This is a genomic window from Pseudomonas fluorescens (assembly GCF_902497895.1).
GTDB lineage: Bacteria > Pseudomonadota > Gammaproteobacteria > Pseudomonadales > Pseudomonadaceae > Aquipseudomonas > Aquipseudomonas fluorescens_BP.
Genome location: NZ_CABVHQ010000084.1, coordinates 1 through 21747, shown reverse-complemented (window position 1 = coordinate 21747; position 21747 = coordinate 1). Strand labels below are relative to the sequence as shown.

20 protein-coding genes are annotated in these 21747 nt (G+C 59.3%); 17 read left to right on the top strand and 3 right to left on the bottom strand.

All coding sequences use genetic code 11. The annotated features are described in order from the left end of the window. The 8 genes from F8N21_RS27155 to ispD form a co-directional block, all read left to right on the top strand. Positions 1 to 466, top strand: a 466-nt coding sequence (locus F8N21_RS27155) for an OB-fold nucleic acid binding domain-containing protein (RefSeq protein ID WP_263597316.1), incomplete at its 5' end; no start/stop codon positions are given. Between the two features lie 154 nt (positions 467 to 620). Next, positions 621 to 1568 carry an acetyl-CoA carboxylase carboxyltransferase subunit alpha gene (locus F8N21_RS27150; protein WP_150644523.1) on the top strand — a complete coding sequence of 316 codons (948 nt, stop codon included), beginning with the start codon at positions 621 to 623 and terminating at the stop codon, positions 1566 to 1568. 143 nt (positions 1569 to 1711) lie between these two features. Next, positions 1712 to 3049 (top strand): tRNA lysidine(34) synthetase TilS, encoded by a 1338-nt coding sequence (gene tilS, locus F8N21_RS27145; protein WP_150645062.1) that lies wholly within the window; start codon positions 1712 to 1714, stop codon positions 3047 to 3049. Between the two features lie 274 nt (positions 3050 to 3323). Next, positions 3324 to 4955: a CTP synthase gene (locus F8N21_RS27140; protein ID WP_150645061.1), complete on the top strand. Its 1632-nt coding sequence runs from the start codon at positions 3324 to 3326 to the stop codon at positions 4953 to 4955. A gap of 4 nt (positions 4956 to 4959) precedes the next feature. Next, complete coding sequence (gene kdsA / locus F8N21_RS27135) at positions 4960 to 5805, top strand: 3-deoxy-8-phosphooctulonate synthase (RefSeq protein ID WP_150645060.1); 846 nt, start codon at positions 4960 to 4962, stop codon at positions 5803 to 5805. Between the two features lie 155 nt (positions 5806 to 5960). Next, complete coding sequence (gene eno / locus F8N21_RS27130) at positions 5961 to 7250, top strand: phosphopyruvate hydratase (RefSeq protein WP_150645059.1); 1290 nt, start codon at positions 5961 to 5963, stop codon at positions 7248 to 7250. 173 nt (positions 7251 to 7423) lie between these two features. Next, positions 7424 to 7702: a cell division protein FtsB gene (gene ftsB, locus F8N21_RS27125; protein ID WP_150645058.1), complete on the top strand. Its 279-nt coding sequence runs from the start codon at positions 7424 to 7426 to the stop codon at positions 7700 to 7702. Further along, positions 7699 to 8406: a 2-C-methyl-D-erythritol 4-phosphate cytidylyltransferase gene (gene ispD, locus F8N21_RS27120; protein ID WP_150645057.1), complete on the top strand. Its 708-nt coding sequence runs from the start codon at positions 7699 to 7701 to the stop codon at positions 8404 to 8406. The genes ftsB and ispD overlap by 4 nt, the downstream gene beginning before the upstream one ends. Before the next feature lie 137 nt (positions 8407 to 8543). Here the strand turns inward: ispD and F8N21_RS27115 are convergent, their stop codons facing one another. Continuing rightward, positions 8544 to 9467 (bottom strand): LysR substrate-binding domain-containing protein, encoded by a 924-nt coding sequence (locus F8N21_RS27115; RefSeq protein ID WP_150645056.1) that lies wholly within the window; start codon positions 9465 to 9467, stop codon positions 8544 to 8546. A gap of 107 nt (positions 9468 to 9574) precedes the next feature. Between F8N21_RS27115 and F8N21_RS27110 the strand changes: the two genes are divergently transcribed. The 8 genes from F8N21_RS27110 (at position 9575) to rpoS (ending at position 16843) form a co-directional block, all read left to right on the top strand. Next, on the top strand, positions 9575 to 10687 hold the full coding sequence (locus tag F8N21_RS27110) for an S-(hydroxymethyl)glutathione dehydrogenase/class III alcohol dehydrogenase (protein WP_150645055.1): 1113 nt from the start codon (positions 9575 to 9577) through the stop codon (positions 10685 to 10687). Between the two features lie 88 nt (positions 10688 to 10775). Next, positions 10776 to 11621 carry an S-formylglutathione hydrolase gene (gene fghA / locus F8N21_RS27105; RefSeq protein WP_150645054.1) on the top strand — a complete coding sequence of 282 codons (846 nt, stop codon included), beginning with the start codon at positions 10776 to 10778 and terminating at the stop codon, positions 11619 to 11621. Positions 11622 to 11723: 102 nt separating this feature from the next. Continuing rightward, positions 11724 to 12197 (top strand): 2-C-methyl-D-erythritol 2,4-cyclodiphosphate synthase, encoded by a 474-nt coding sequence (gene ispF, locus F8N21_RS27100; RefSeq protein WP_150645053.1) that lies wholly within the window; start codon positions 11724 to 11726, stop codon positions 12195 to 12197. Then, positions 12194 to 13252, top strand: coding sequence for a tRNA pseudouridine(13) synthase TruD (gene truD, locus F8N21_RS27095; protein WP_150645052.1), 1059 nt, complete (start codon positions 12194 to 12196; stop codon positions 13250 to 13252). Before ispF ends, truD begins: the two co-directional genes overlap by 4 nt. Beyond that, entirely contained in the window at positions 13240 to 13989 is a 750-nt protein-coding gene (gene surE, locus F8N21_RS27090; RefSeq protein ID WP_150645051.1) for a 5'/3'-nucleotidase SurE, read from the top strand. Before truD ends, surE begins: the two co-directional genes overlap by 13 nt. Before the next feature lie 41 nt (positions 13990 to 14030). Beyond that, entirely contained in the window at positions 14031 to 14666 is a 636-nt protein-coding gene (locus F8N21_RS27085; RefSeq protein WP_191624415.1) for a protein-L-isoaspartate(D-aspartate) O-methyltransferase, read from the top strand. Positions 14667 to 14875: 209 nt separating this feature from the next. Next, positions 14876 to 15733, top strand: a complete 858-nt coding sequence (locus F8N21_RS27080; RefSeq protein WP_150645049.1) for a peptidoglycan DD-metalloendopeptidase family protein — start codon at positions 14876 to 14878, stop codon at positions 15731 to 15733. 105 nt (positions 15734 to 15838) lie between these two features. Continuing rightward, positions 15839 to 16843, top strand: a complete 1005-nt coding sequence (gene rpoS, locus F8N21_RS27075) for an RNA polymerase sigma factor RpoS (protein ID WP_150645048.1) — start codon at positions 15839 to 15841, stop codon at positions 16841 to 16843. Between the two features lie 546 nt (positions 16844 to 17389). Here the strand turns inward: rpoS and fdxA are convergent. Then, the gene (fdxA, locus tag F8N21_RS27070) at positions 17390 to 17713 is read right to left on the bottom strand and encodes a ferredoxin FdxA (RefSeq protein WP_150645047.1); all 324 of its coding nucleotides are present in this window, start codon (positions 17711 to 17713) and stop codon (positions 17390 to 17392) included. Between the two features lie 143 nt (positions 17714 to 17856). Then, positions 17857 to 20436, bottom strand: a complete 2580-nt coding sequence (gene mutS, locus F8N21_RS27065; RefSeq protein WP_150645046.1) for a DNA mismatch repair protein MutS — start codon at positions 20434 to 20436, stop codon at positions 17857 to 17859. A 190-nt stretch (positions 20437 to 20626) separates the two neighbouring features. Between mutS and F8N21_RS27060 the strand changes: the two genes are divergently transcribed. Further along, entirely contained in the window at positions 20627 to 21370 is a 744-nt protein-coding gene (locus F8N21_RS27060; protein WP_150645045.1) for an XRE family transcriptional regulator, read from the top strand. Positions 21371 to 21747 lie beyond the last annotated feature (377 nt).

Here is a 21747-nt window from a genome sequence, read left to right as displayed (position 1 = left end):
GATGAAGAACAAAAAGGGCGACAAGATGGGCTTCATCACCCTCGACGACCGCTCGGCGCGGATCGAGGCATCGCTGTTTGCCGAGGCGTTCCACTCGGCACAGTCGCTGTTGCAGACCGATGCGATGGTGGTGGTCGAAGGCGAGGTCAGCAACGACGACTTCTCCGGTGGCCTGCGCCTGCGGGTCAAGCGGGTGATGAGCATGGAAGACGCTCGCACCAATCTGGCCGAAAGCCTGCGTTTGAAGGTCGGCACCGAAGCCCTGAAAGGGGACCGGCTGCGCTGGCTGGGCGAGTTGTTCAAGCGTCATCGTGGAGCCTGCCCGATTACCATGGAGTACACCGGCCAGGACGCCAAGGCCTTGCTGCAGTTTGGCGAGACCTGGCGAATTGACCCGGCAGACAGCTTGATTCAAGCCCTGCGTGACCAGTTCGGGCGAGACAACGTCTTCCTCCAATACCGTTGACGGTCAGGTGCCGTTCTTTGCCATTAATGAGCGCGCCCTGATCTCGACCAGGATTTTTAATCTCGACCTGAACGCGCCTGTCCCTTAAGGTAGGGCGCGAATAGACAACCGGCCGGCCCAAGCTCCCTTGGACGTCGACCCAAGACGGACGCCTATGAACCCGAATTTTCTTGATTTCGAACAGCCGATCGCCGACCTGCAAGCCAAAATCGAAGAGTTGCGCTTGGTCGGTAATGACAATTCGCTGAATATCGGCGATGAAATCTCTCGTCTGCAAGACAAGAGCAGCACGCTCACCGAAGACATCTTCGGCAAGTTGACCAGCTGGCAGATTGCGCGCCTGGCCCGCCACCCGCGTCGCCCGTACACCCTGGATTACATCGATCACATCTTCACCGAGTTCGATGAACTGCACGGTGATCGGCACTTTTCCGACGACGCTGCCATTGTCGGTGGCGTTGCTCGTCTGGACGATCAGCCGGTGATGATCATCGGTCACCAGAAAGGCCGCGAAGTGCGCGAGAAAGTTCGTCGCAACTTCGGTATGCCTCGTCCGGAAGGCTATCGCAAGGCTTGCCGCCTGATGGAAATGGCCGAGCGTTTCAAGATGCCGATCCTGACCTTCATCGATACGCCAGGGGCTTACCCGGGTATCGACGCCGAAGAGCGTAACCAGAGCGAAGCGATTGCCTGGAACCTGCGGGTCATGGCGCGCCTGAAAACCCCAATCATCGCTACCGTGATCGGTGAGGGTGGTTCCGGCGGTGCGTTGGCGATCGGTGTCTGCGATCAACTGAACATGCTGCAGTACTCGACCTACGCGGTGATCTCGCCGGAAGGCTGTGCCTCGATTCTGTGGAAGACCGCCGAAAAGGCCCCGGATGCCGCCGAAGCCATGGGCATCACTGCCGAGCGCCTGAAAGGCCTGGGCATCGTCGACAAGGTCATCAGCGAACCACTGGGCGGCGCGCACCGTAATCCGGCCGCTGCGGCTGCTTCGATCCGTGCCGAGCTCAGCTCGCAGCTGGCGATGCTGAAGAAGTTCGATACCGAAGCGCTGCTGGCCCGTCGTTACGAGCGTCTGATGAGCTACGGTCTCTGATTCGCGGCTGACTTTTTGCCCGAGGTTGTCTTTAAAAGATCGCAGCCTTCGGCAGCTCCTACGGATTCGGATGTACCCGATAATCGGCGTAGGAGCTGCCGCAGGCTGCGATCTTGGCAATCTCGTGGGCAAAGGTGATTCAAATGGCTGTCCACTCGAGCATGAACAATGATCTGCCAGCCAGGCTTCTCCTGAATCTGGCCCCCTGGCGCAACGCTGCAACCTGGCGCATCGCCTTCTCCGGCGGCCTCGACTCCACCGTCCTGCTGCACCTGCTCGCGCACCTTGCGAAAACCGAATCCCTGCCAACGCTCTCTGCGATCCATGTCCATCATGGCCTTCAGGCTGTGGCCGAGGCGTGGCCGGAGCATTGTCAGTCGGTCTGTGAGGCCTTGGGCGTGCCGCTGCAGGTGGTTCGCGTCCAAGTCCGGCCCGGCGCCAGTCTTGAGCGTGCCGCCCGGGATGCGCGGTATGGCGCCTTCATCGCGGCAACCGGGCCCAATGAAGTACTGCTGACCGCCCAGCACCGTGATGATCAGGCGGAAACCCTGCTGTTTCGCCTGCTGCGTGGGGCAGGGGTGAGAGGGCTGGCGGCGATGCCGCAACAACGTCCGTTGGGCACAGGGCATCTGCTGCGGCCATTGCTCGATATGTCGCGAGCCGAGTTGCAGGCCTATGCCGTCGAACAGCAGTTGAGCTGGATCGAGGATCCCTCCAATGACGATCGGCGGTATTCGCGCAATTATCTGCGTCATCAGCTGTTCCCGGTGCTGACCGAACGCTGGCCACAGGCGGTGGTGACCATTGCCCGCAGTGCTGCGCATCTGAGCGAGGCGCAGGGCTTGCTTGACGAGCTGGCTGAAATGGATCTGCGCGAGGCCGCGACGCTCAGCGAGTTCGCTTGGCTGGGGTTGCCTTCACTGGCTGTGGCGCCTCTGGAGAAGCTCTCGCTGGCGCGCCAGCGCAATGCCCTGAGTCATTGGCTGGCAGCGCTGAGCCGTTTGCCCGACAGCGACCACTGGAGCGGTTGGCAGACCTTGCGCGACGCAACCGGCGATGCGCGACCGGTCTGGCGTCTGGCCGACGGCGAGCTGCATCGGGCCGGCGGGCGAGTCTGGTGGTTGTCCGGTGGTTGGTTGCAAGCGGTAGAGCCGGCACCCGTCTGGGCCGACCCTGCAGCGCCGCTGCAGTTACCCGGTAACGGTCAGTTGCGCCTCAGTGGCGGGATCCCCGACGGTCCCTTGCAGGTTCGCTACCGCCAGGGCGGCGAAGTCATGCAGCTGCCTGGGCGTGGTCATCGGGACCTGAAGCGCTTGCTCAACGAAAGCGGCTTGCCGCTATTTGCCCGTGGCAGATTGCCGCTGCTGTACCGTGACGAGCAATTACTGGCGGTGGCAAACCTTCCCGGACTGGATGCAAGTGCCGATGAATGCTGGCAATTGCATTGGCAGTTACCGACGAGCGATCAAGGTTTGAGCTGAAAGGGGCTTTCCGGTAGACTACGCTCCCTTCTTGATACAACTTCTGTGGATTCACCAGAATTGCAGCAGTTGCCGATTACCAAGCAGTCTTTGCTGGGCGATTCCAAAAAATGTGTAGCGAGCAACGTACCGGTGTTTCATCTGCCGGTCTGTCCCAACGCGGCGGTTTTTTTGAAAGATGCACTGTGATTAATGCAGGTGATCGGGGGCTTCGGCCTTCCTTCGCTTTCCCCGGCGGCTCGGACCGCTTTAACGCAGACTTCTAGGGTTTTTCATGACGCGCTACATATTCGTCACGGGCGGTGTTGTTTCTTCATTGGGGAAAGGCATTGCCTCCGCTTCATTGGCGGCCATCCTGGAGGCGCGGGGACTTAAGGTCACCATGCTCAAGCTGGACCCCTACATCAACGTTGACCCGGGCACCATGAGCCCGTTCCAGCACGGTGAAGTGTTCGTCACCCACGACGGCGCCGAGACCGACCTGGACCTGGGCCACTACGAGCGGTTCATCCGCACGACCATGACCCAGAACAACAACTTCACCACCGGCCGTGTCTACGAACACGTCCTGCGCAAGGAGCGCCGTGGTGATTACCTGGGCGCAACCATCCAGGTGATTCCGCACATCACCGACGAGATCAAGCGCCGGATCATCAAGGGCGCCGGCGATGCCGACGTGGCCATGGTCGAGATCGGTGGCACCGTGGGTGACATCGAGTCGCAGCCGTTCCTCGAAGCGATTCGTCAATTGCGTTTCGAAGTCGGCGCCAAGCGCGCGATGCTGATGCACCTGACGCTGGTGCCGTACATCGCCACCGCCGGTGAAACCAAAACCAAGCCAACTCAGCACTCGGTCAAGGAACTGCGTTCCATCGGCCTGCAGCCTGACGTGCTGGTGTGCCGTTCCGACCACCCGATCGACATCGCCTCGCGTCGCAAGATCGCGCAGTTCACCAACGTTGAAGAACGTGCGGTCATCGCGCTGGAAGACGCCGACACCATCTACAAGATTCCGGGCATCCTGCATTCCCAGGGCCTGGATGATTTCGTCGTCGAGCGTTTCGGCCTGGAATGCAACGGTGCCGATCTGTCCGAGTGGGAAGCCGTGGTCGACGCCAAGCTCAATCCGGAGCACGAAGTCACCATCGCCATGGTCGGCAAGTACATGGAGCTGCTGGACGCCTACAAGTCGCTGATCGAAGCGATGAGTCACGCCGGCATCAGCAACCGCACCAAGGTCAATCTGCGTTACATCGATTCCGAAGACATCGAGAACCAGGGTACTGCGCTGCTCGAAGGCGTCGATGCGATCCTGGTTCCGGGCGGCTTCGGTCTGCGTGGCGTGGAAGGCAAGATTACCGCCGTCCAGTTCGCTCGCGAAAACAAGATTCCATACCTGGGCATCTGCCTGGGGATGCAAGTGGCGGTGATCGAGTTCGCGCGTAATGTGCTGGGCTGGAAAGATGCCAACTCCACCGAGTTCGATCGCAACAGCGCTCACCCGGTGGTCGGCCTGATCACCGAGTGGGAAGACGCCACCGGCGCGGTCGAAACCCGTACCGAAGCCTCCGACCTGGGTGGCACCATGCGTCTGGGTGCGCAGGATTGTCTGCTCGAAACCGGATCCCTGGTTCACGATTGCTATGCCAAGGACGTCATCGTCGAGCGTCATCGTCATCGTTATGAAGTGAACAACAAGCTGCTGCCGAGCCTGATCGAAGCCGGTCTGAAAATCTCCGGTCGTTCCGGTGATGGCGCCCTGGTCGAAGTGGTTGAAGCACCGGATCATCCATGGTTCGTCGCTTGCCAGTTCCACCCTGAGTTCACCTCGACTCCGCGCGACGGCCATCCGTTGTTCACTGGTTTCGTCAAGGCAGCTTTGACCCAACATCAGAAGAAGGCTTGATCCCATGGCACAGAAAATCATCCGCGTAGGCAACATCGAGATCGCCAACGATAAGCCGATGGTGCTGTTCGGTGGCATGAATGTGCTGGAAAGCCGCGACATGGCCATGCAGGTCTGCGAAGAGTACGTGAAGGTCACCGAGAAACTCGGTATCCCTTACGTCTTCAAGGCCAGCTTCGACAAGGCCAATCGTTCGTCCGTGACCTCTTACCGTGGCCCAGGCCTGGAAGAGGGCATGCGGATTTTCCAGGACATCAAGCAGGCGTTCGGCGTGCCGATCATTACCGACGTCCACGAGCCTGAACAGGCTGCTGTGGTCGCCGAGGTCTGCGACATCATCCAGTTGCCGGCCTTCCTGTCGCGCCAGACCGATCTGGTGGTGGCCATGGCCAAGACCGGCGCGGTGATCAACATCAAGAAAGCCCAGTTCCTCGCCCCTCATGAAATGAAACACATCCTGAGCAAGTGCGTAGAAGCGGGTAACGATCAGTTGATCCTCTGCGAGCGTGGTTCGAGTTTCGGCTACAACAACCTGGTTGTGGACATGCTCGGTTTCGGCATCATGAAGCAGTTCGAATACCCGGTATTCTTCGACGTGACCCACGCGCTGCAAATGCCGGGTGGTCGCTCCGATTCCGCCGGCGGTCGTCGCGCCCAGGTCACTGACCTGGCCAAGGCCGGCATCAGCCAATCGCTGGCCGGCCTGTTCCTCGAAGCGCATCCGGATCCGGACAACGCCAAATGCGACGGCCCTTGCGCCTTGCGTCTGGACAAGCTGGAGCCATTCCTGGCTCAGCTCAAGGCTCTGGATGAACTGGTGAAGAGTTTTCCGACGGTAGAAACCGCGTAACTCTGATTTCTCCGGTAAAGTACCCCACGATTATTGCTCAGACCCTCGGGCCTGAGCCTTATCGTCCGCAAGTCTGTCCACTGTCCAACACTTGCCGCCGATAAAAGATTTCCTTCAGCTGCGTCGTTTTCGTCAACTTTGGAGTGTTTACAACAATGGCAAAAATCGTCGACATCAAAGGTCGTGAAGTTCTCGACTCCCGTGGCAATCCCACCGTCGAAGCGGACGTGCTGCTCGATAACGGCATCATCGGCAGTGCTTGCGCGCCATCCGGTGCTTCCACTGGCTCGCGTGAAGCACTCGAGCTGCGTGATGGCGACAAGAGCCGTTATCTGGGTAAGGGCGTGCTCAAGGCAGTAGCCAACATCAACGGTCCGATCCGCGACCTGTTGCTGGGTAAAGACCCGGTTGACCAGCAGGCTCTGGACCGCGCGATGATCGCGCTGGACGGTACCGAGAACAAGGCAACCCTGGGCGCCAACGCAATTCTCGCCGTTTCCCTGGCCGCGGCCAAGGCCGCAGCCCACGACCAGGACCTGCCGCTGTACGCACACATCGCCAACCTCAACGGCACTCCGGGTGTCTACTCGATGCCGGTGCCGATGATGAACATCATCAACGGTGGCGAGCACGCCGATAACAACGTCGACATCCAGGAGTTCATGGTTCAGCCGGTTGGGGCCAAGACATTCTCCGAAGCGTTGCGCATGGGCACCGAGATTTTCCATCACCTCAAAGCCGTGCTGAAGGCCCGTGGCCTGAGCACTGCCGTCGGTGACGAAGGTGGTTTCGCGCCAAACCTGGCTTCTAACGAAGACGCGTTGAAAGTGATCTCCGAAGCCGTGGCCAACGCCGGTTACAAACTGGGCACCGACGTGACCCTGGCTCTGGACTGCGCCGCCAGCGAATTCTACGAAGACGGTCAGTACAACCTGTCTGGCGAAGGCCAGGTGTTCACCGCTGAGGGTTTCGCCGACTACCTGAAAGGTCTGAGCGAGCGTTACCCGATCATCTCGATCGAAGACGGTCTGGACGAGTCCGACTGGGCTGGCTGGAAAATCCTCACCGACAAGATCGGCGAGAAGGTCCAGTTGGTAGGCGACGACCTGTTCGTGACCAACACCAAGATCCTCAAAGAAGGCATCGATAAAAAGATCGCCAACTCGATCCTGATCAAGTTCAACCAGATCGGCACCCTGACCGAAACCCTGGAAGCCATCCAGATGGCCAAGGCCGCTGGTTATACCGCGGTGATCTCGCACCGCTCCGGCGAAACCGAAGATTCGACCATTGCCGACCTGGCCGTGGGTACTGCGGCTGGCCAGATCAAGACGGGTTCGCTGTGCCGTTCCGACCGCGTTTCCAAGTACAACCAACTGCTGCGTATCGAAGAGCAGTTGAATGGCAAAGCCAAATACAACGGCCGCAGCGAGTTCCGCGGCTAAGTGGTAGATGGTAAAAAGACAGCGGATTGTGTCGGAAAAATCGCTACGGTGATGGAATTGCCACTAATCTGATGCCTTATCAAGCACAAGCCTGGTTCTTCCAGGCTTCGTGCTATCAGTCGCTTCAAAGTTGTTGGCATGGCTGTCTTTTTTCACTGGAAACCCGATATTCGATGCGCAGTCCCAATTGGTTGTTCCTCGTCTTGCTCTTGCTGCTGGCTGGCCTGCAGTACCGCCTGTGGGTGGGAAATGGCAGTCTGGCGCAGGTGGCTGACCTGACTCAGCAAATTGCGGATCAACATGCCGAAAACGATGTGTTGCTGGAGCGCAACCGCGTGCTCGACGCTGAAGTCATGGAACTGAAAAAGGGCATGGAGACCGTTGAAGAACGGGCTCGCCATGAGTTGGGCATGGTCAAGGAGGGCGAAACCCTCTTCCAGTTGGCCCAATGATTCAGCCGCTACCGGCCTTCTGGGCCATTATTCCTGCCGCGGGTGTCGGTGCCCGTATGGCCGCGGACCGTCCCAAGCAATATCTGCAATTGGGCGGGCGCACTATTCTCGAACACAGCCTCGGCTGTTTCCTTGATCATCCTTCCCTGAAGGGGGTGGTGGTCAGTCTTGCTGTTGATGATCCTTACTGGCCGAATCTGGCGTGTGCCTCCGATCCGCGCATTCAGCGGGTTGAGGGCGGCTCCGAGCGTTCGGGGTCGGTGCTCAATGCGTTGCTGCATTTGCATGCTCAAGGCGCTGACGATGAGGCCTGGGTACTGGTCCATGATGCGGCGCGGCCGAATCTGGCACGTGACGATCTGGACAAATTGTTGACTGAACTGGCGGACGACCCCGTCGGCGGTTTGCTGGCGGTTCCCGCCCGCGACACCCTCAAACGCGTCGATAAGCAGGGCCGTGTGTTGGAAACCGTTGATCGCAGCTTGATCTGGCAAGCCTATACACCGCAGATGTTTCGCCTCGGCGCGTTGCATCGGGCCTTGGCCGACAGTCTGGTGGCGGACGCTGTCATCACTGATGAAGCCTCGGCTATGGAGTGGGCCGGCCTGGCGCCACGCTTGATCGAAGGTCGCGCAGACAACATCAAGGTCACCCGCCCTGAAGACCTCGAATGGCTGCGCCAACGTTGGGCGAACCGCCGCTGAGTTGCTCGTTTGTGCTTCAACCGCTATCGCGAGCAAGCTCGCTCCCACATTTGTTTGGCGTTGCCCACTTTTTCTATGTTCACCATGATCCCTGTGGGAGCGAGCTTGCTCGCGATGGCGATAGGGCAGGTAATCGATCATTCATTGACTGAAACCGGCCGACCCTGGTCGCGATACTCCGGCCTCTTGGCCAACCCCTCCTTCAGATAATCCACCAGCTTGCGTACCTTCGGCGACAGATGCCGCTGCTGCGGGTAAAGCGCCCAAACCGCTGTGTTCGGTGGTTGGTGGGCTTCCAGCAGTGAAATCAATTCGCCGTTTTTCAGGTGTTCCAGCACGTAATAGTCCGGCAACTGACACAACCCAACCCCTTGCAGCGCCGCATCCAGCACCGCTTGCCCACTGTTGCAGCGCCAGTTGCCCTGTACTCGCTGGGAAAATTCCCGCCCGTTCTGTTCCAGTTGCCAGATATCCGAACTGCCGATCAGGCAGTTATGCCGACTCAGTTCGGACAGGCTGTGGGGCCGGCCATAACGCTCGAGATAGGAGGGCGATGCGCACAGGTACATACGTCGTGGGGCCAGGCGCGCCGCCACCAGTCGCGAGTCTTGCAGGCGGCCCAGGCGAATCGCCAGGTCCAGGCTTTCATGGACCAGGTCGAGTGGGCGGTTGCTCAGTTCGATATCCACCCGCAGCTGTGGATAAAGCCCCATGAAGCGGGTTACCAGCGGCACGATAAAGCGCTCGCCATAGGCCACGGCACAGGTCATGCGCAGCATGCCTTTGGGTTCGCTGGTCAAGTCACTGACCGCGCGCAAGGCTTCTTCCCGACCGTCCTGCAATCGCTGGCAGTGCTGCAGGAACGTCTGCCCGGCCTCGGTCAGCGTCACCCTGCGTGTGCTGCGATAAAGCAAGCGGGTTTGCAGACGCTCTTCCAGGCGCACAATTTGTCGGCTGATGTGCGACGACGAAACGCCAAGGCGTTCAGCGGCGGCGGTGAACTGGCTGCATTCGGCCACGGCGACGAACTCGTCGATGCCTTCCCAGCGGTTCTCGGACATTGTGGATTATCCCTGTACAGCAATAATATTTTGCATTTGTCCCGATTATTCATCGTAAGAGGCTGTATTACACTCCCTGTCTTGTTTTTATTCACTGGAGAGTCAGCATGATCAAGTCGCGCGCCGCCGTTGCCTTCGAGGCCAGGAAACCCCTCGAGATCGTTGAGGTCGATGTCGCCATGCCCAAGGCCGGTGAAGTCCTGCTGCGGGTGGTTGCCTCCGGTGTTTGCCACACTGACGCCTACACCTTGTCCGGCGCCGACCCGGAAGGTATCTTCCCGTCGATTCTGGGTCACGAAGGGGGTGCGGTGGTCGAAGCGATCGGCGAGGGCGTAACCTCCGTCGCCGTCGGCGACCACGTGATCCCGCTCTACACCCCTGAGTGCGGCAAGTGCAAATTCTGCCTGTCGGGCAAGACCAACCTCTGCCAGGCGATTCGTGCGACCCAGGGCAAAGGCTTGATGCCTGATGGCACCTCGCGCTTCTCCTACAAAGGCCAGCCGATTTTCCATTACATGGGCACCTCGACCTTCTCCGAATACACCGTATTGCCAGAAATCTCGGTGGCGAAGATTCCCAAGGAAGCGCCGCTGGAAAAAGTCTGTCTGCTGGGTTGTGGCGTCACTACCGGGATCGGTGCGGTGATCAACACCGCCAAGGTCAAGCCGGGTGACACCGTAGCGATCTTCGGCCTCGGCGGCATCGGCCTGTCGGCGGTGATCGGGGCGGTCAAAGCCAAGGCCGGGCGGATCATCGCCATCGACATCAATCCGGCCAAGTTCGAGATCGCCAAACAGTTGGGTGCAACCGATTGCGTGAACCCGAAAGACTTCGATCGTCCGATCCAGGACGTCATTGTCGACATGACCGATGGCGGGGTGGATTACTCCTTCGAGTGCATCGGCAACGTTCAGCTGATGCGTGCTGCGCTTGAGTGCTGCCACAAGGGCTGGGGCGAGTCGGTCATCATTGGCGTTGCCGGCGCTGGCCAGGAAATCTCCACCCGTCCATTCCAGCTGGTCACCGGTCGCGTCTGGCGCGGTTCGGCCTTCGGTGGCGTGCGTGGTCGTACCGAGTTGCCGAGCTATGTCGAGATGGCGCAAACCGGCGAAATTCCGCTGGATACCTTCATCACCCACACCATGGGCCTGGAAAATATCAATAAGGCATTCGACCTGATGCACGAAGGCAAAAGCATCCGTTCCGTCATCCATTTCTGAGGAGCAGCTGCAAGTTTCAAGCTTCAAGCGGCAAGCAGATCGCATCGGCCTGGCGTTTGAGGTTTGGGCTTCCAGTGGGGAGTTTGTTATGAGTCTGGAAAATATCTCCTGCCAGAAAAGCTTTGGCGGTTGGCATAAGCGCTATCGCCATCGCTCCGACGTGCTTGGTTGCGACATGGTGTTTGCCGTGTACCTGCCGCCGCAAGCGGAGCAGGGCGGCCAACTGCCGGTGCTGTACTGGTTGTCCGGTCTGACCTGCACCGACGAGAACTTCATGCAAAAGGCCGGTGCCATGCGCATGGCCGCCGAGCTGGGGCTGATCATCGTCGCGCCGGACACCAGCCCGCGCGGTCCCGATGTGCCGGGTGATCCGGATGGCGCCTGGGATTTTGGCCTCGGCGCCGGGTTTTATCTGAATGCCACCCAGGAACCCTGGTCCCGGCACTATCGGATGCATGACTACGTGGTGCAGGAATTGCCGGCATTGGTCGAAGCGCATTTCCCGGCATCGGACAAGCGCGGCATCAGCGGTCACTCCATGGGCGGCCACGGCGCGCTGGTTTGCGCCTTGCGCAATCCGGGGCGTTATCAGTCAGTGTCGGCGTTCTCGCCGATCAACAATCCCATGGATTGCCCTTGGGGTCAGAAGGCCTTTTCCCGCTACCTGGGGGAAGACCGATCGAAGTGGCGCGAGTGGGATGCCTGCGCGTTGATTGCCGAAGCTGACGAGAAGCTACCGCTGCTGGTCGACCAAGGTGATCGCGACGATTTCCTGGCCACCCAGCTCAAGCCTGAAGCCTTGCAACAGGCCGCCAAACTGGCCGGTCATCCGCTGACATTGCGCCTGCAACCTGGCTACGATCACAGCTATTTCTTCATCGCCAGCTTCATCGGCGATCACTTGCAGCATCATGGGCAAGCTCTAGGCGCCTAGGGACTGTTGACGTTTGGTGGCGACCGTCACCAAACGTCAACAGACCCTAAGCAGGACAAAGCAGGTAGAATCACGCCCTGACAAAAATCGGGGCGTTTTTTTATGCGTATTGGCCACGGCTATGATGTGCACCGTTTCGCTGAAGGCGATTTCATTACTCTGGGCGGTGTGCGGATTGCTCACAGCTTCGGGCTGCTCGCCCACTCCGACGGTGACGTCCTGCTGCACGCCTTGAGCGATGCCTTGCTCGGCGCCGCCGCGCTGGGCGATATCGGCAAGCACTTCCCGGACACCGACCCGCAATTCAAAGGGGCCGACAGCCGAGCGCTGTTGCGCCACGTGGTCGCACTGATCCACGCCAAGGGCTGGAAAGTCGGCAACGTCGATAACACTATCGTTGCCCAGGCGCCAAAAATGGCCTCGCATATCGAATCGATGCGCGCGCTGATTGCCGCGGATCTTCAAGTTGAGTTGGATCAAGTGAACGTGAAAGCTACCACCACCGAAAAGCTTGGCTTTGTCGGTCGCGAAGAAGGCATTGCCGTGCATTCCGTTGCCTTGTTGCTGCGCTCATGAACGAGGCGCAATTGCTCGGCCCGCGGGCCTATGGCCAAGCCCTCGGCACCGCGGTACTGAAAGCGACCGCGGAAGATTTCCAGGTCGACGAGGTCCTCGACATTCCCCTGAGCGGCGAGGGCGAACACCTGTGGATCTGGGTGGAAAAGCGCGGTCTGAATACTGAAGAAGCAGCCCGACGGATTGCCAAGGCTGCGGGCGTGCCATTGCGCACCGTCAGTTACGCGGGCCTCAAGGACCGTCAGGCGCTGACTCGTCAATGGTTCAGCGTGCAGTTGCCGGGCAAGGCCGATCCTGATTTGTCGGCGGCGCAAAACGATACGCTGAAAATCCTCAAGACCGGCCGGCACAAACGCAAGCTGCAACGCGGTGCCCACTCGGCCAACGGGTTCACCTTGCGCCTGACCCGGTTCGCCGGTGACAAGACGGCGATCGAAGAGCGTCTGCAAGTGATCGCCAGGCAAGGCATCCCCAACTATTTCGGCGCCCAGCGCTTCGGGCATGACGGCGGCAACCTGGTCGATGCTCGTGATTGGGCCGCGCGCAAGGCCCTGCCGGAGCAGCGCAACGTTCGTTCCCGGTTGCTCTCCACCGCCCGCAGTTTTCTGTTCAATCAGGTGTTGGCGGCGCGTGTCGCTGATGGCACCTGGCAGCGTGCCCAGGTCGGCGATCTGCTGGCCTTTACCGACAGCCGCAGTTTCTTTCCGGCGGGTGAAGCTGAATGCAGCGATCCACGCCTGGCGATCCTCGATCTGCACCCGACCGGCCCGCAGTGGGGCGAAGGTGACTCGCCGGCGACTGGCGCTGTCCATGATCTGGAGCAGCAAATCGCCGCTCGTGAAGCCGATCTGCGCGATTGGTTGATCAATGCCGGAATGAGCCATGAGCGACGGATCCTGCGGCTGCCCATTGGCGGGTTGACGTGGCATTATCCCGAACCTGACATTCTGCAACTGGAATTCGTCCTGCCCGCCGGATGCTTCGCCACCGTATTGGTGCGCGAACTCGTCGATCTGGTGCCGGTGGGGCAAACGGACAGCCCATGCGTATTCTGATTTCTAACGACGATGGGGTAACAGCACCCGGTCTCGCCGCGCTTTATGCTGCGCTGGCGGATTACACCGAGTGCGTGGTTATTGCCCCCGAGCAGGACAAAAGTGGCGCCAGCAGTTCGCTGACGCTCGACCGTCCGTTGCATCCACAAACACTGGCCAACGGTTTTATCAGTATCAACGGAACGCCGACCGATTGCGTGCACCTGGGCCTCAATGGCCTGTTGGAGCAACAACCGGACATGGTGGTTTCCGGGATCAACCTGGGTGCCAACCTGGGCGACGACGTGCTGTATTCCGGTACCGTCGCCGCCGCACTGGAAGGGCGTTTCCTCGAGCTGCCATCGTTCGCCTTTTCGTTGGTGTCGCGCCAGGTCGAGAACCTGTCGACCGCCGCGTACTTCGCGCGCAAGCTGGTGGGGGCTCATGCCCAGCTGGAGTTGCCGCCGCGTACGGTGCTGAATGTGAATATCCCCAATCTGCCCCTCGATCACATTCGTGGCATCCAGCTGACCCGCCTGGGCCATCGTGCCCGTGCTGCGGCACCGATGAAAATGGTCGATCCGCGGGGCAAGGCCGGCTACTGGATTGCAGCGGCAGGCGACGCTGAAGACGGCGGTCCGGGCACTGACTTTCATGCGGTCATGCAAGGTTATGTTTCGATCACTCCGTTGCAGCTCGATCGCACCTTCAACGATGCCTTCAGTAGTCTCGATGGCTGGCTCGAGGGGTTGAACTGATGCGGCGTGAGCCAGACGACCTGATGCGTCGAGGTATCGGTATGACGTCTCAACGAACCCGTGAGCGCTTGATTCAGCGGCTGTACGATGAAGGTGTGTCCAATACCCAGGTGCTGGAGGTGATCCGCCGTACCCCGCGTCATATGTTCGTCGATGAGGCGTTGGCACACCGCGCCTATGAAGACACCGCGTTGCCCATTGGCCATAACCAGACGATCTCCCAGCCCTATATGGTGGCTCACATGAGCGAGCTGTTGTTGGAGGCGGGGCCATTGGACAAGGTTTTAGAGATTGGCACCGGGTCCGGCTATCAGACGGCGGTCCTGGCACAGCTGGTTGAACGGGTGTTTTCGGTGGAGCGGATCAAGGTGCTGCAGGATCGCGCCAAGGAACGCCTGGTGGAGTTGAAGCTGCGCAACGTGGTGTTTCGCTGGGGCGATGGCTGGGAAGGCTGGCCGGCGCTGGCACCCTACAACGGCATCATCGTCACCGCCGTCGCTACCGATGTTCCTCAAGCCTTGCTTGATCAACTGGCTCCCGGAGGGCGGTTGGTGATCCCGGTCGGCGCGGGTGAAGTGCAACAATTGATGTTGATCATCCGTGAAGAACAGGGCTTCTCTCGGCATGTACTGGGCGCCGTGCGCTTCGTGCCCCTGCTCAATGGGCCATTGGCCTGAGTATTTGTTTAATAGCGATGAATTCTGTTTGGTCGCGTTTGTCTTACAGCGGGACTGTTCGGATAAACGCGATTGAGCGTCAGTCAACGACCGTATGCTGCTCCGGATTGGCTTTGCCAGCGGTAAACCCCAGGCGGACGGTTATACTGGCGACACTCCAGGCCTGAACAGGCAAATTTTATTATCAGCCACCACATAGGGAGCGGCGGGTGAGTCTCACAGTCATTGCGCAGCGTATGGACATAACAAGCTTTCAGCGACTGGTGATTGGCCTTGTCTTGAGTACCATGCTGGTTGCGTGCTCCAGCAAACCTTCAAGTAGCGTGGGGGTGATCGAGCGCAATAACGCGGCGGCCCAGCGGCCAGCCGTGACCACTGGCCAGTATGTCGTTCGTCGCGGCGATACGTTGTTCTCGATCGCCTTTCGTTATGGCTGGGACTACAAGGCCTTGGCGGCTCGCAACAACATTCCAGTGCCTTACACCATTCACCCGGGTCAGACGATTCGCTTCGACGGCCGCTCAGGTTCAACGCCGACAGCGGTGGTGACCAAGGTCGATTCAACACCATCCTCTTCCAGTAAAACCACGGTCTTTCGCCGTCCGGCAGGTGCTGGCGCCGGTACTGCAGTCGGTACTGCAACCAGCGTCGCGAGCAAGCCGGCAGCGCCGCCACTCTCGCCTGCCGGGCCTGCGCCCGATGGCTGGGGCTGGCCTTCCAACGGTATTTTGATTGGTAAATTCTCTTCAAACGGAAGTTTGAATAAAGGCATTGATATCGCCGGAGATTTGGGACAGCCTGTTTTAGCTGCGTCTGATGGCACGGTTGTATACGCCGGGAGTGGCTTGCGGGGCTACGGCGAATTAGTCATTATCAAACACAGCGATACTTACGTCAGTGCTTACGGCCATAACCGTAGGCTGTTGGTTCGGGAGGGGCAGCAGGTCAAAGTCGGACAGGCTATTGCCGAAATGGGGTCAACGGGCACAGACCGGGTGAAACTGCACTTTGAGATTCGCCGCCAGGGTAAACCAGTAGATCCGCTGCAATTCTTGCCACGTCGTTGATCAGTTACCAGCCTGTTCCCTCACGTAGGAGGAACAGGCTCCAGCGTTGCCAAGGATAAAGGCGTCGCTCGAGCTTGAGGTCGAACTCACCAAAGGACTATAACAATGGCTCTCAGTAAAGAAGTGCCGGAGTTTGACATCGACGATGAGGTTCTCCTTATGGGGGCCGGCGTCGCTACGGATACGACTTCGAATGAGGGGGCTGCTGCGCCCTCGGTTCGCGCCAAATCCAAACACTCCGCTTCACTAAAGCAACACAAGTACATCGATTACACCCGGGCGCTCGATGCGACTCAGTTGTATCTCAATGAAATCGGTTTTTCCCCATTGCTCTCCCCGGAAGAAGAAGTTCATTTTGCGCGCTTATCGCAAAGTGGTGATCCGGCTGGGCGCAAACGGATGATTGAGAGCAACCTGCGGCTGGTGGTGAAAATCGCTCGACGCTACGTCAATCGGGGCCTGTCACTGCTCGACCTGATCGAAGAGGGCAACCTCGGCTTGATCCGTGCAGTGGAAAAGTTCGATCCGGAACGCGGCTTCCGCTTTTCGACCTACGCAACCTGGTGGATTCGTCAGACCATCGAGCGCGCGATCATGAATCAGACCCGAACCATTCGGTTGCCGATCCATGTGGTCAAAGAGCTCAACGTCTACCTGCGGGCAGCACGTGAGCTGACACAAAAGCTCGATCATGAACCTTCCCCTGAAGAAATCGCCAACCTGCTGGAAAAACCAGTGGGTGAGGTCAAGCGCATGCTGGGCCTCAACGAACGGGTTTCTTCGGTCGACGTTTCGCTAGGTCCGGATTCGGATAAAACCCTGCTCGACACCTTGACCGATGATCGTCCAACCGACCCTTGCGAGTTGTTGCAGGACGATGATCTGTCACAAAGCATTGACCAGTGGCTTTCGGAACTGACGGACAAGCAGCGTGAGGTGGTCATACGCCGCTTCGGGTTGCGCGGTCACGAGAGCAGCACACTGGAAGACGTAGGCCTGGAGATTGGTCTGACCCGTGAGCGGGTGAGGCAGATTCAGGTCGAAGGCCTCAAACGCCTTCGAGAAATCCTGGAGAAGAACGGCCTGTCGAGTGAGTCGCTGTTCCAATAAGCTGAACACTCGATAATAAAAAGCCCCGATTTTTCGGGGCTTTTTATTATGCTCAAAATCAATGAATGGCAGGGCGCTGGCCTTTCGGTCTTTCAGGTTTAGCCTTCAGTTGGTGTAGGTTTTTGCCTACTCTTTCGTAAGTGTTCGCTGCCCTTGCCTGAAGGTAGGCGTCCATTGATGTCGGTGATTATTCTTATTGGTTTGATTTGAAAGCGTTTTTTTAAGAGCCGCGGTGAACGCTCGAGTAGTGTCGGGCACCGGCGCAGTGATTGCTCTTGGCGGGGAACCTTCTACTATCAGTGCTGTGTCAATGGACAGGCACAGCCATCAAGGACGATGGTTAAAGGACATCGCAGGAAGCGATTCATCAGGACGATGAAAAGGAATACAGGGACTAAGGAAAAATGTGGGCGGGTCAAACCGCCCCTTTTTTTCGCCTGTCCGTAGGAGCTGCCGCAGGCTGCGATCTTTTGATCTTGCTTCTGGGCACCAGCCCCACAAAGCAAAAAGGCCCACAAAGGGGCCTTTTCCAGCACGCGGCATATATCAGCGTTCGAGGTCTTTGAGCTTGCCCTTCACGCCATCCCACTCTTCTGCATCCGGCAGCGATTCTTTCTTCTCGGTGATGTTGGGCCAGATTTCGGCCAGCTCAACATTCAATTGAATGAATTGTTGCATATCTTCCGGAACTTCATCTTCGGAGAAAATGGCCACTGCAGGGCATTCTGGCTCGCAAAGCGCGCAGTCGATGCACTCATCCGGGTGAATCACCAGGAAGTTCGGTCCTTCGTAAAAGCAGTCCACCGGACAGACTTCTACGCAGTCGGTGTACTTGCACTTGATGCAGTTGTCGGTGACGACGAAGGTCATTTCTAGTTCTCTCCTCAGGCGGCGGCAGCGGAGCCCCTACAGGACGGGGTTCGCCAGGTTCGGGAGCGATAGTCTGCAGACCAGGCTAATAGCCTGCAGCATCCCAAACCGCGCGAGATTCTAACAGCTTGCAACGGTATGCGTTAGATCCGTGTCTTCAATGTATAGAGCATTTCCAGCGCTCTGCGCGGAGTCAAGTCATCCAGATCAAGCTTGGCAAGCTCATCCAGCACCGGATGCGGCAGGCTGGCGAACATATCGCTTTGCTGTGGGACGGTTGCCTTACTCTTTGTAGGACTTGGCACTTCATGGGGCAGGCTGTTGGTTTCCAGACGGCTCAGGTGCTCGCGAGCCCGCACTATCACCTCTGTGGGCACGCCGGCCAGCTGTGCAACCGCCAAGCCGTAGCTCTGGCTGGCAGGGCCGGGCAGGACGTGGTGCAGGAAGACGATCCGTTCGTTGTGCTCGGTGGCATTGAGGTGGACGTTGGCCACCAGTGGCTCGTTTTCCGGCAGTACGGTCAATTCGAAGTAGTGGGTGGCAAACAGCGTGTAGGCGCGCAAATGGGCGAGGCATTCGGCCGCAGCCCAGGCCAGGGACAGACCGTCGAAGGTGCTTGTGCCGCGGCCGACTTCGTCCATCAGCACCAGACTGCGTTCGGTAGCGTTGTGCAGGATGTTCGCGGTTTCACTCATCTCGACCATAAAGGTCGAACGTCCACCGGCCAGGTCATCGCTGGAGCCGATCCGGGTAAAAATCCGGTCCACCAGGGACAGCTCACAGCTGGCGGCCGGCACGAAGCTGCCGATGTGCGCCAGCAACACGATCAAGGCGGTCTGGCGCATGTAGGTGGATTTACCACCCATGTTCGGACCGGTGATCACCAGCATCCGGGTGTTGTCATCCAGGCTCAAGTCGTTGGCCACGAACGGCGTGGTCAGCACTTGCTCGACCACCGGGTGACGGCCCTGGGTGATGCGCATGCACGGTTCGCTGATGAAGCGTGGGCAGTTCAGGTCCAGGTTCAGGGCACGCTCAGCCAGGTTGCTCAGTACGTCCAGTTCGGCCAATGCCGCGGCGGTGTCCTGCAGCGGTGGCAATTGGGCTATCAGGTCTTCGAGCAGTGCTTCGTAGAGCATCTTCTCCCGCGCCAGGGCGCGGCTCTTGGCCGACAGCGCCTTGTCTTCGAAAGCCTTCAGCTCCGGCGTGATGAAACGCTCGGCACCTTTGAGGGTCTGGCGGCGAATGTAGTCCGCGGGTGCCTGTTCAGCTTGCTTGCTCGGCAACTCGATGAAGTAACCGTGAACACGGTTGTAGCCGACCTTGAGGTTCGCCAGGCCGGTGCGGGCCTTCTCCCGCGCTTCGAGATCAATGAGGAACTGCCCGGCATTTTCGCTCAGCGATTGCAGGTCATCCAGTTCGGCGTCGTAGCCGGTTTTCAACACGCCGCCGTCACGGATCACCGCTGGCGGGTTGTCGATGATGGCTTTTGCCAGCAGCGCCGCCAGTTCCGGGTAAGTGCTGGTGGTCGTGGCCAATTGGTTGAGGTGAGGGGCCTCTAGCTCGGTCATTGCTACTTGCAGTTCAGGCAAGGCCGCCAGCGCATCGCGCAGACGCGCCAGATCCCGTGGTCGGGCGTTGCGCAGGCCGATCCGGGCGAGGATTCGTTCGATATCGCCGATTTCCTTGAGCTGCGGTTGCAGCTTTTCGAAGCGATAGTTATCCAGTAGACAGGTGATCGAGGTCTGCCGCGCCTGCAGGATCTGCAGGTCACGCAGCGGACGATTCAACCAGCGGGTCAATAGACGACTGCCCATGGCGGTCTGGCAACGATCCACCACCGATTGCAGAGTATTGTCGCGGCCGCCGGCAAGGTTGGTGTCCAGCTCCAGGTTGCGCCGGCTGGCGCCGTCCAGCACCACGGTGTCGTCGAGGCGTTCATGGCGCAGGCGGCGCAAGTGCGGCAGGGCAGTGCGCTGGGTTTCCTTGGCGTAGCTGAGCAGGCAGCCGGCAGCGCCGATGGCCAGGGTCAGGTTCTCGCAGCCGAAGCCTTTCAGGTCTTGGGTCGAGAACTGCTGGCAGAGGCTTTTGAGCGCCGAATCCCGTTCGAAATCCCAGGGTGCACGACGGCGTACGCCGCGGCGCTTTTCGGCCGGCAGGTCTTTTGGCCAGTCGTCCGGGATCATCAGTTCGACCGGGTTGACTCGCTCCAGCTCCGCCAGCAGGTTTTCCCAGCCTTTGATTTCCAGAACCGTGAAGTTGCCGCTGGTGATGTCCAGCACGGCCAGGCCGAACAGACGTTCGTCACCCAGCACTGCGGCGATCAGATTGTCCCGGCGTTCGTCGAGCAGTGCTTCATCGCTGACCGTACCAGGCGTAATGATGCGCACCACCTGGCGGTCCACCGGGCCTTTACTGGTCGCCGGATCGCCGACTTGCTCACAGATCACCACCGACTCGCCCAGCTTCACCAGCTTCGCCAGATAGCCCTCTGCTGCGTGGTAAGGAATCCCGCACATCGGAATCGCCTGACCGGCCGACTGCCCGCGCGCGGTCAGGGTGATGTCCAGCAACTTGGCGGCTTTCTTCGCGTCTTCGTAGAAGATCTCGTAGAAGTCACCCATGCGGTAGAACATTAACTGATCAGGGTGCTGGTTCTTCAGGCGCCAGTACTGCTGCATCATTGGCGTGTGGCTGGATAAGTCTGAAAGTGCTTTATTCATCAGTGGTTTAGAAAGATTCGTCAAAAGTGGGGGGCAAAATCGGGACCCTTGGCCCGGCTTTTTCGCGATGGGCGCAAGGTTACCACGGGCGGTCCGCCCTCCGCAGGCATGAAGGTTCCGCTCGCCTGGCGCAGGTCTATGCATGATTTATGCAAATCAGCATTTGTGCTCGGCGCAAAGAACGCTCACTATGCGCATTATGCAAAAACGCAACGTTTCTACCGTCTTGAGAGCACTGCTCGATCGCCACGGGATCTCCCCCACGGAGCTTCACCGTCGAACCGGCGTGCCGCAATCGACCCTCTCGCGCATTCTCGGCGGCAAGATCGCCGATCCTTCGGACAAGCACATCTCGCGGATCGCCGAGTACTTCCGGGTGAGCACTGATCAACTGCGCGGACGCGTGGATGTTGCGCCGACCAAAGGCGCGGTGCGTGACGAGCCGCACTCCGAACTCAAGGACATAAGCCTGTGGGATGACGATACCCCCGTCGATGATGACGAGGTGTCGATCCCCTTTCTGCGCGAGGTTGAATTGGCTGCTGGATCAGGAAGATTCGTCATCGAGGAAAGCGAGAAGGCCAGCCTGCGCTTCGGCAAGCGCAGCCTGCGGCACAATGGCGTGCAGTTCGACCAGGCCAAATGCGTGACCGTTCGCGGCAACAGCATGCTGCCGGTGCTCCGGGACGGCGCTACGGTCGGGGTCAACGCCGGCAAGTGCGGGATTGGCGATATCGTCGATGGCGACCTTTATGCAATCAACCATAACGGCCAGTTGCGGGTGAAACAGCTTTACCGCCTGCCTTCCGGGATCCGTCTGCGCAGCTTCAATCGCGACGAACATCCGGACGAGGACTACAGCTTTCTGGAAATCCAGGAGGAGCAGATCACCATCCTCGGTCACGTCTTCTGGTGGGGCATGTACGCTCGATAACCACGGGTAGTGAGATCGGGCCCGCTGCTGTTCACTTAAGCTCGGGGTTTCAGGCGCACATAGGAGTAGCGAGGGGGAGATGCAGCAAGAGCCGGCCTGCCCGTATTTTGTTGACTGTGTACATATCCGTTGCTGCGGTCACGGCTACTTAGGGTTCCGCCTTTACGGTGGGTCACTTGGAAAAGCCCCAAGTAACCAAGGGCTCTTGCCCCTTTCGTTCGATGCCTCGCTCAGGCTCGGCATGCCCTCGCTCCGGCCCTGCTCCGTGGGCCCGCCGCCATCGGCCATCCATGGCCGGGGGCGGCTAACCCGGCATCCATGCCGGGTTGCCCACTGCGCAGAACCTGCGCTCGGCCTCTCGAGGGGGCGTGCACCGC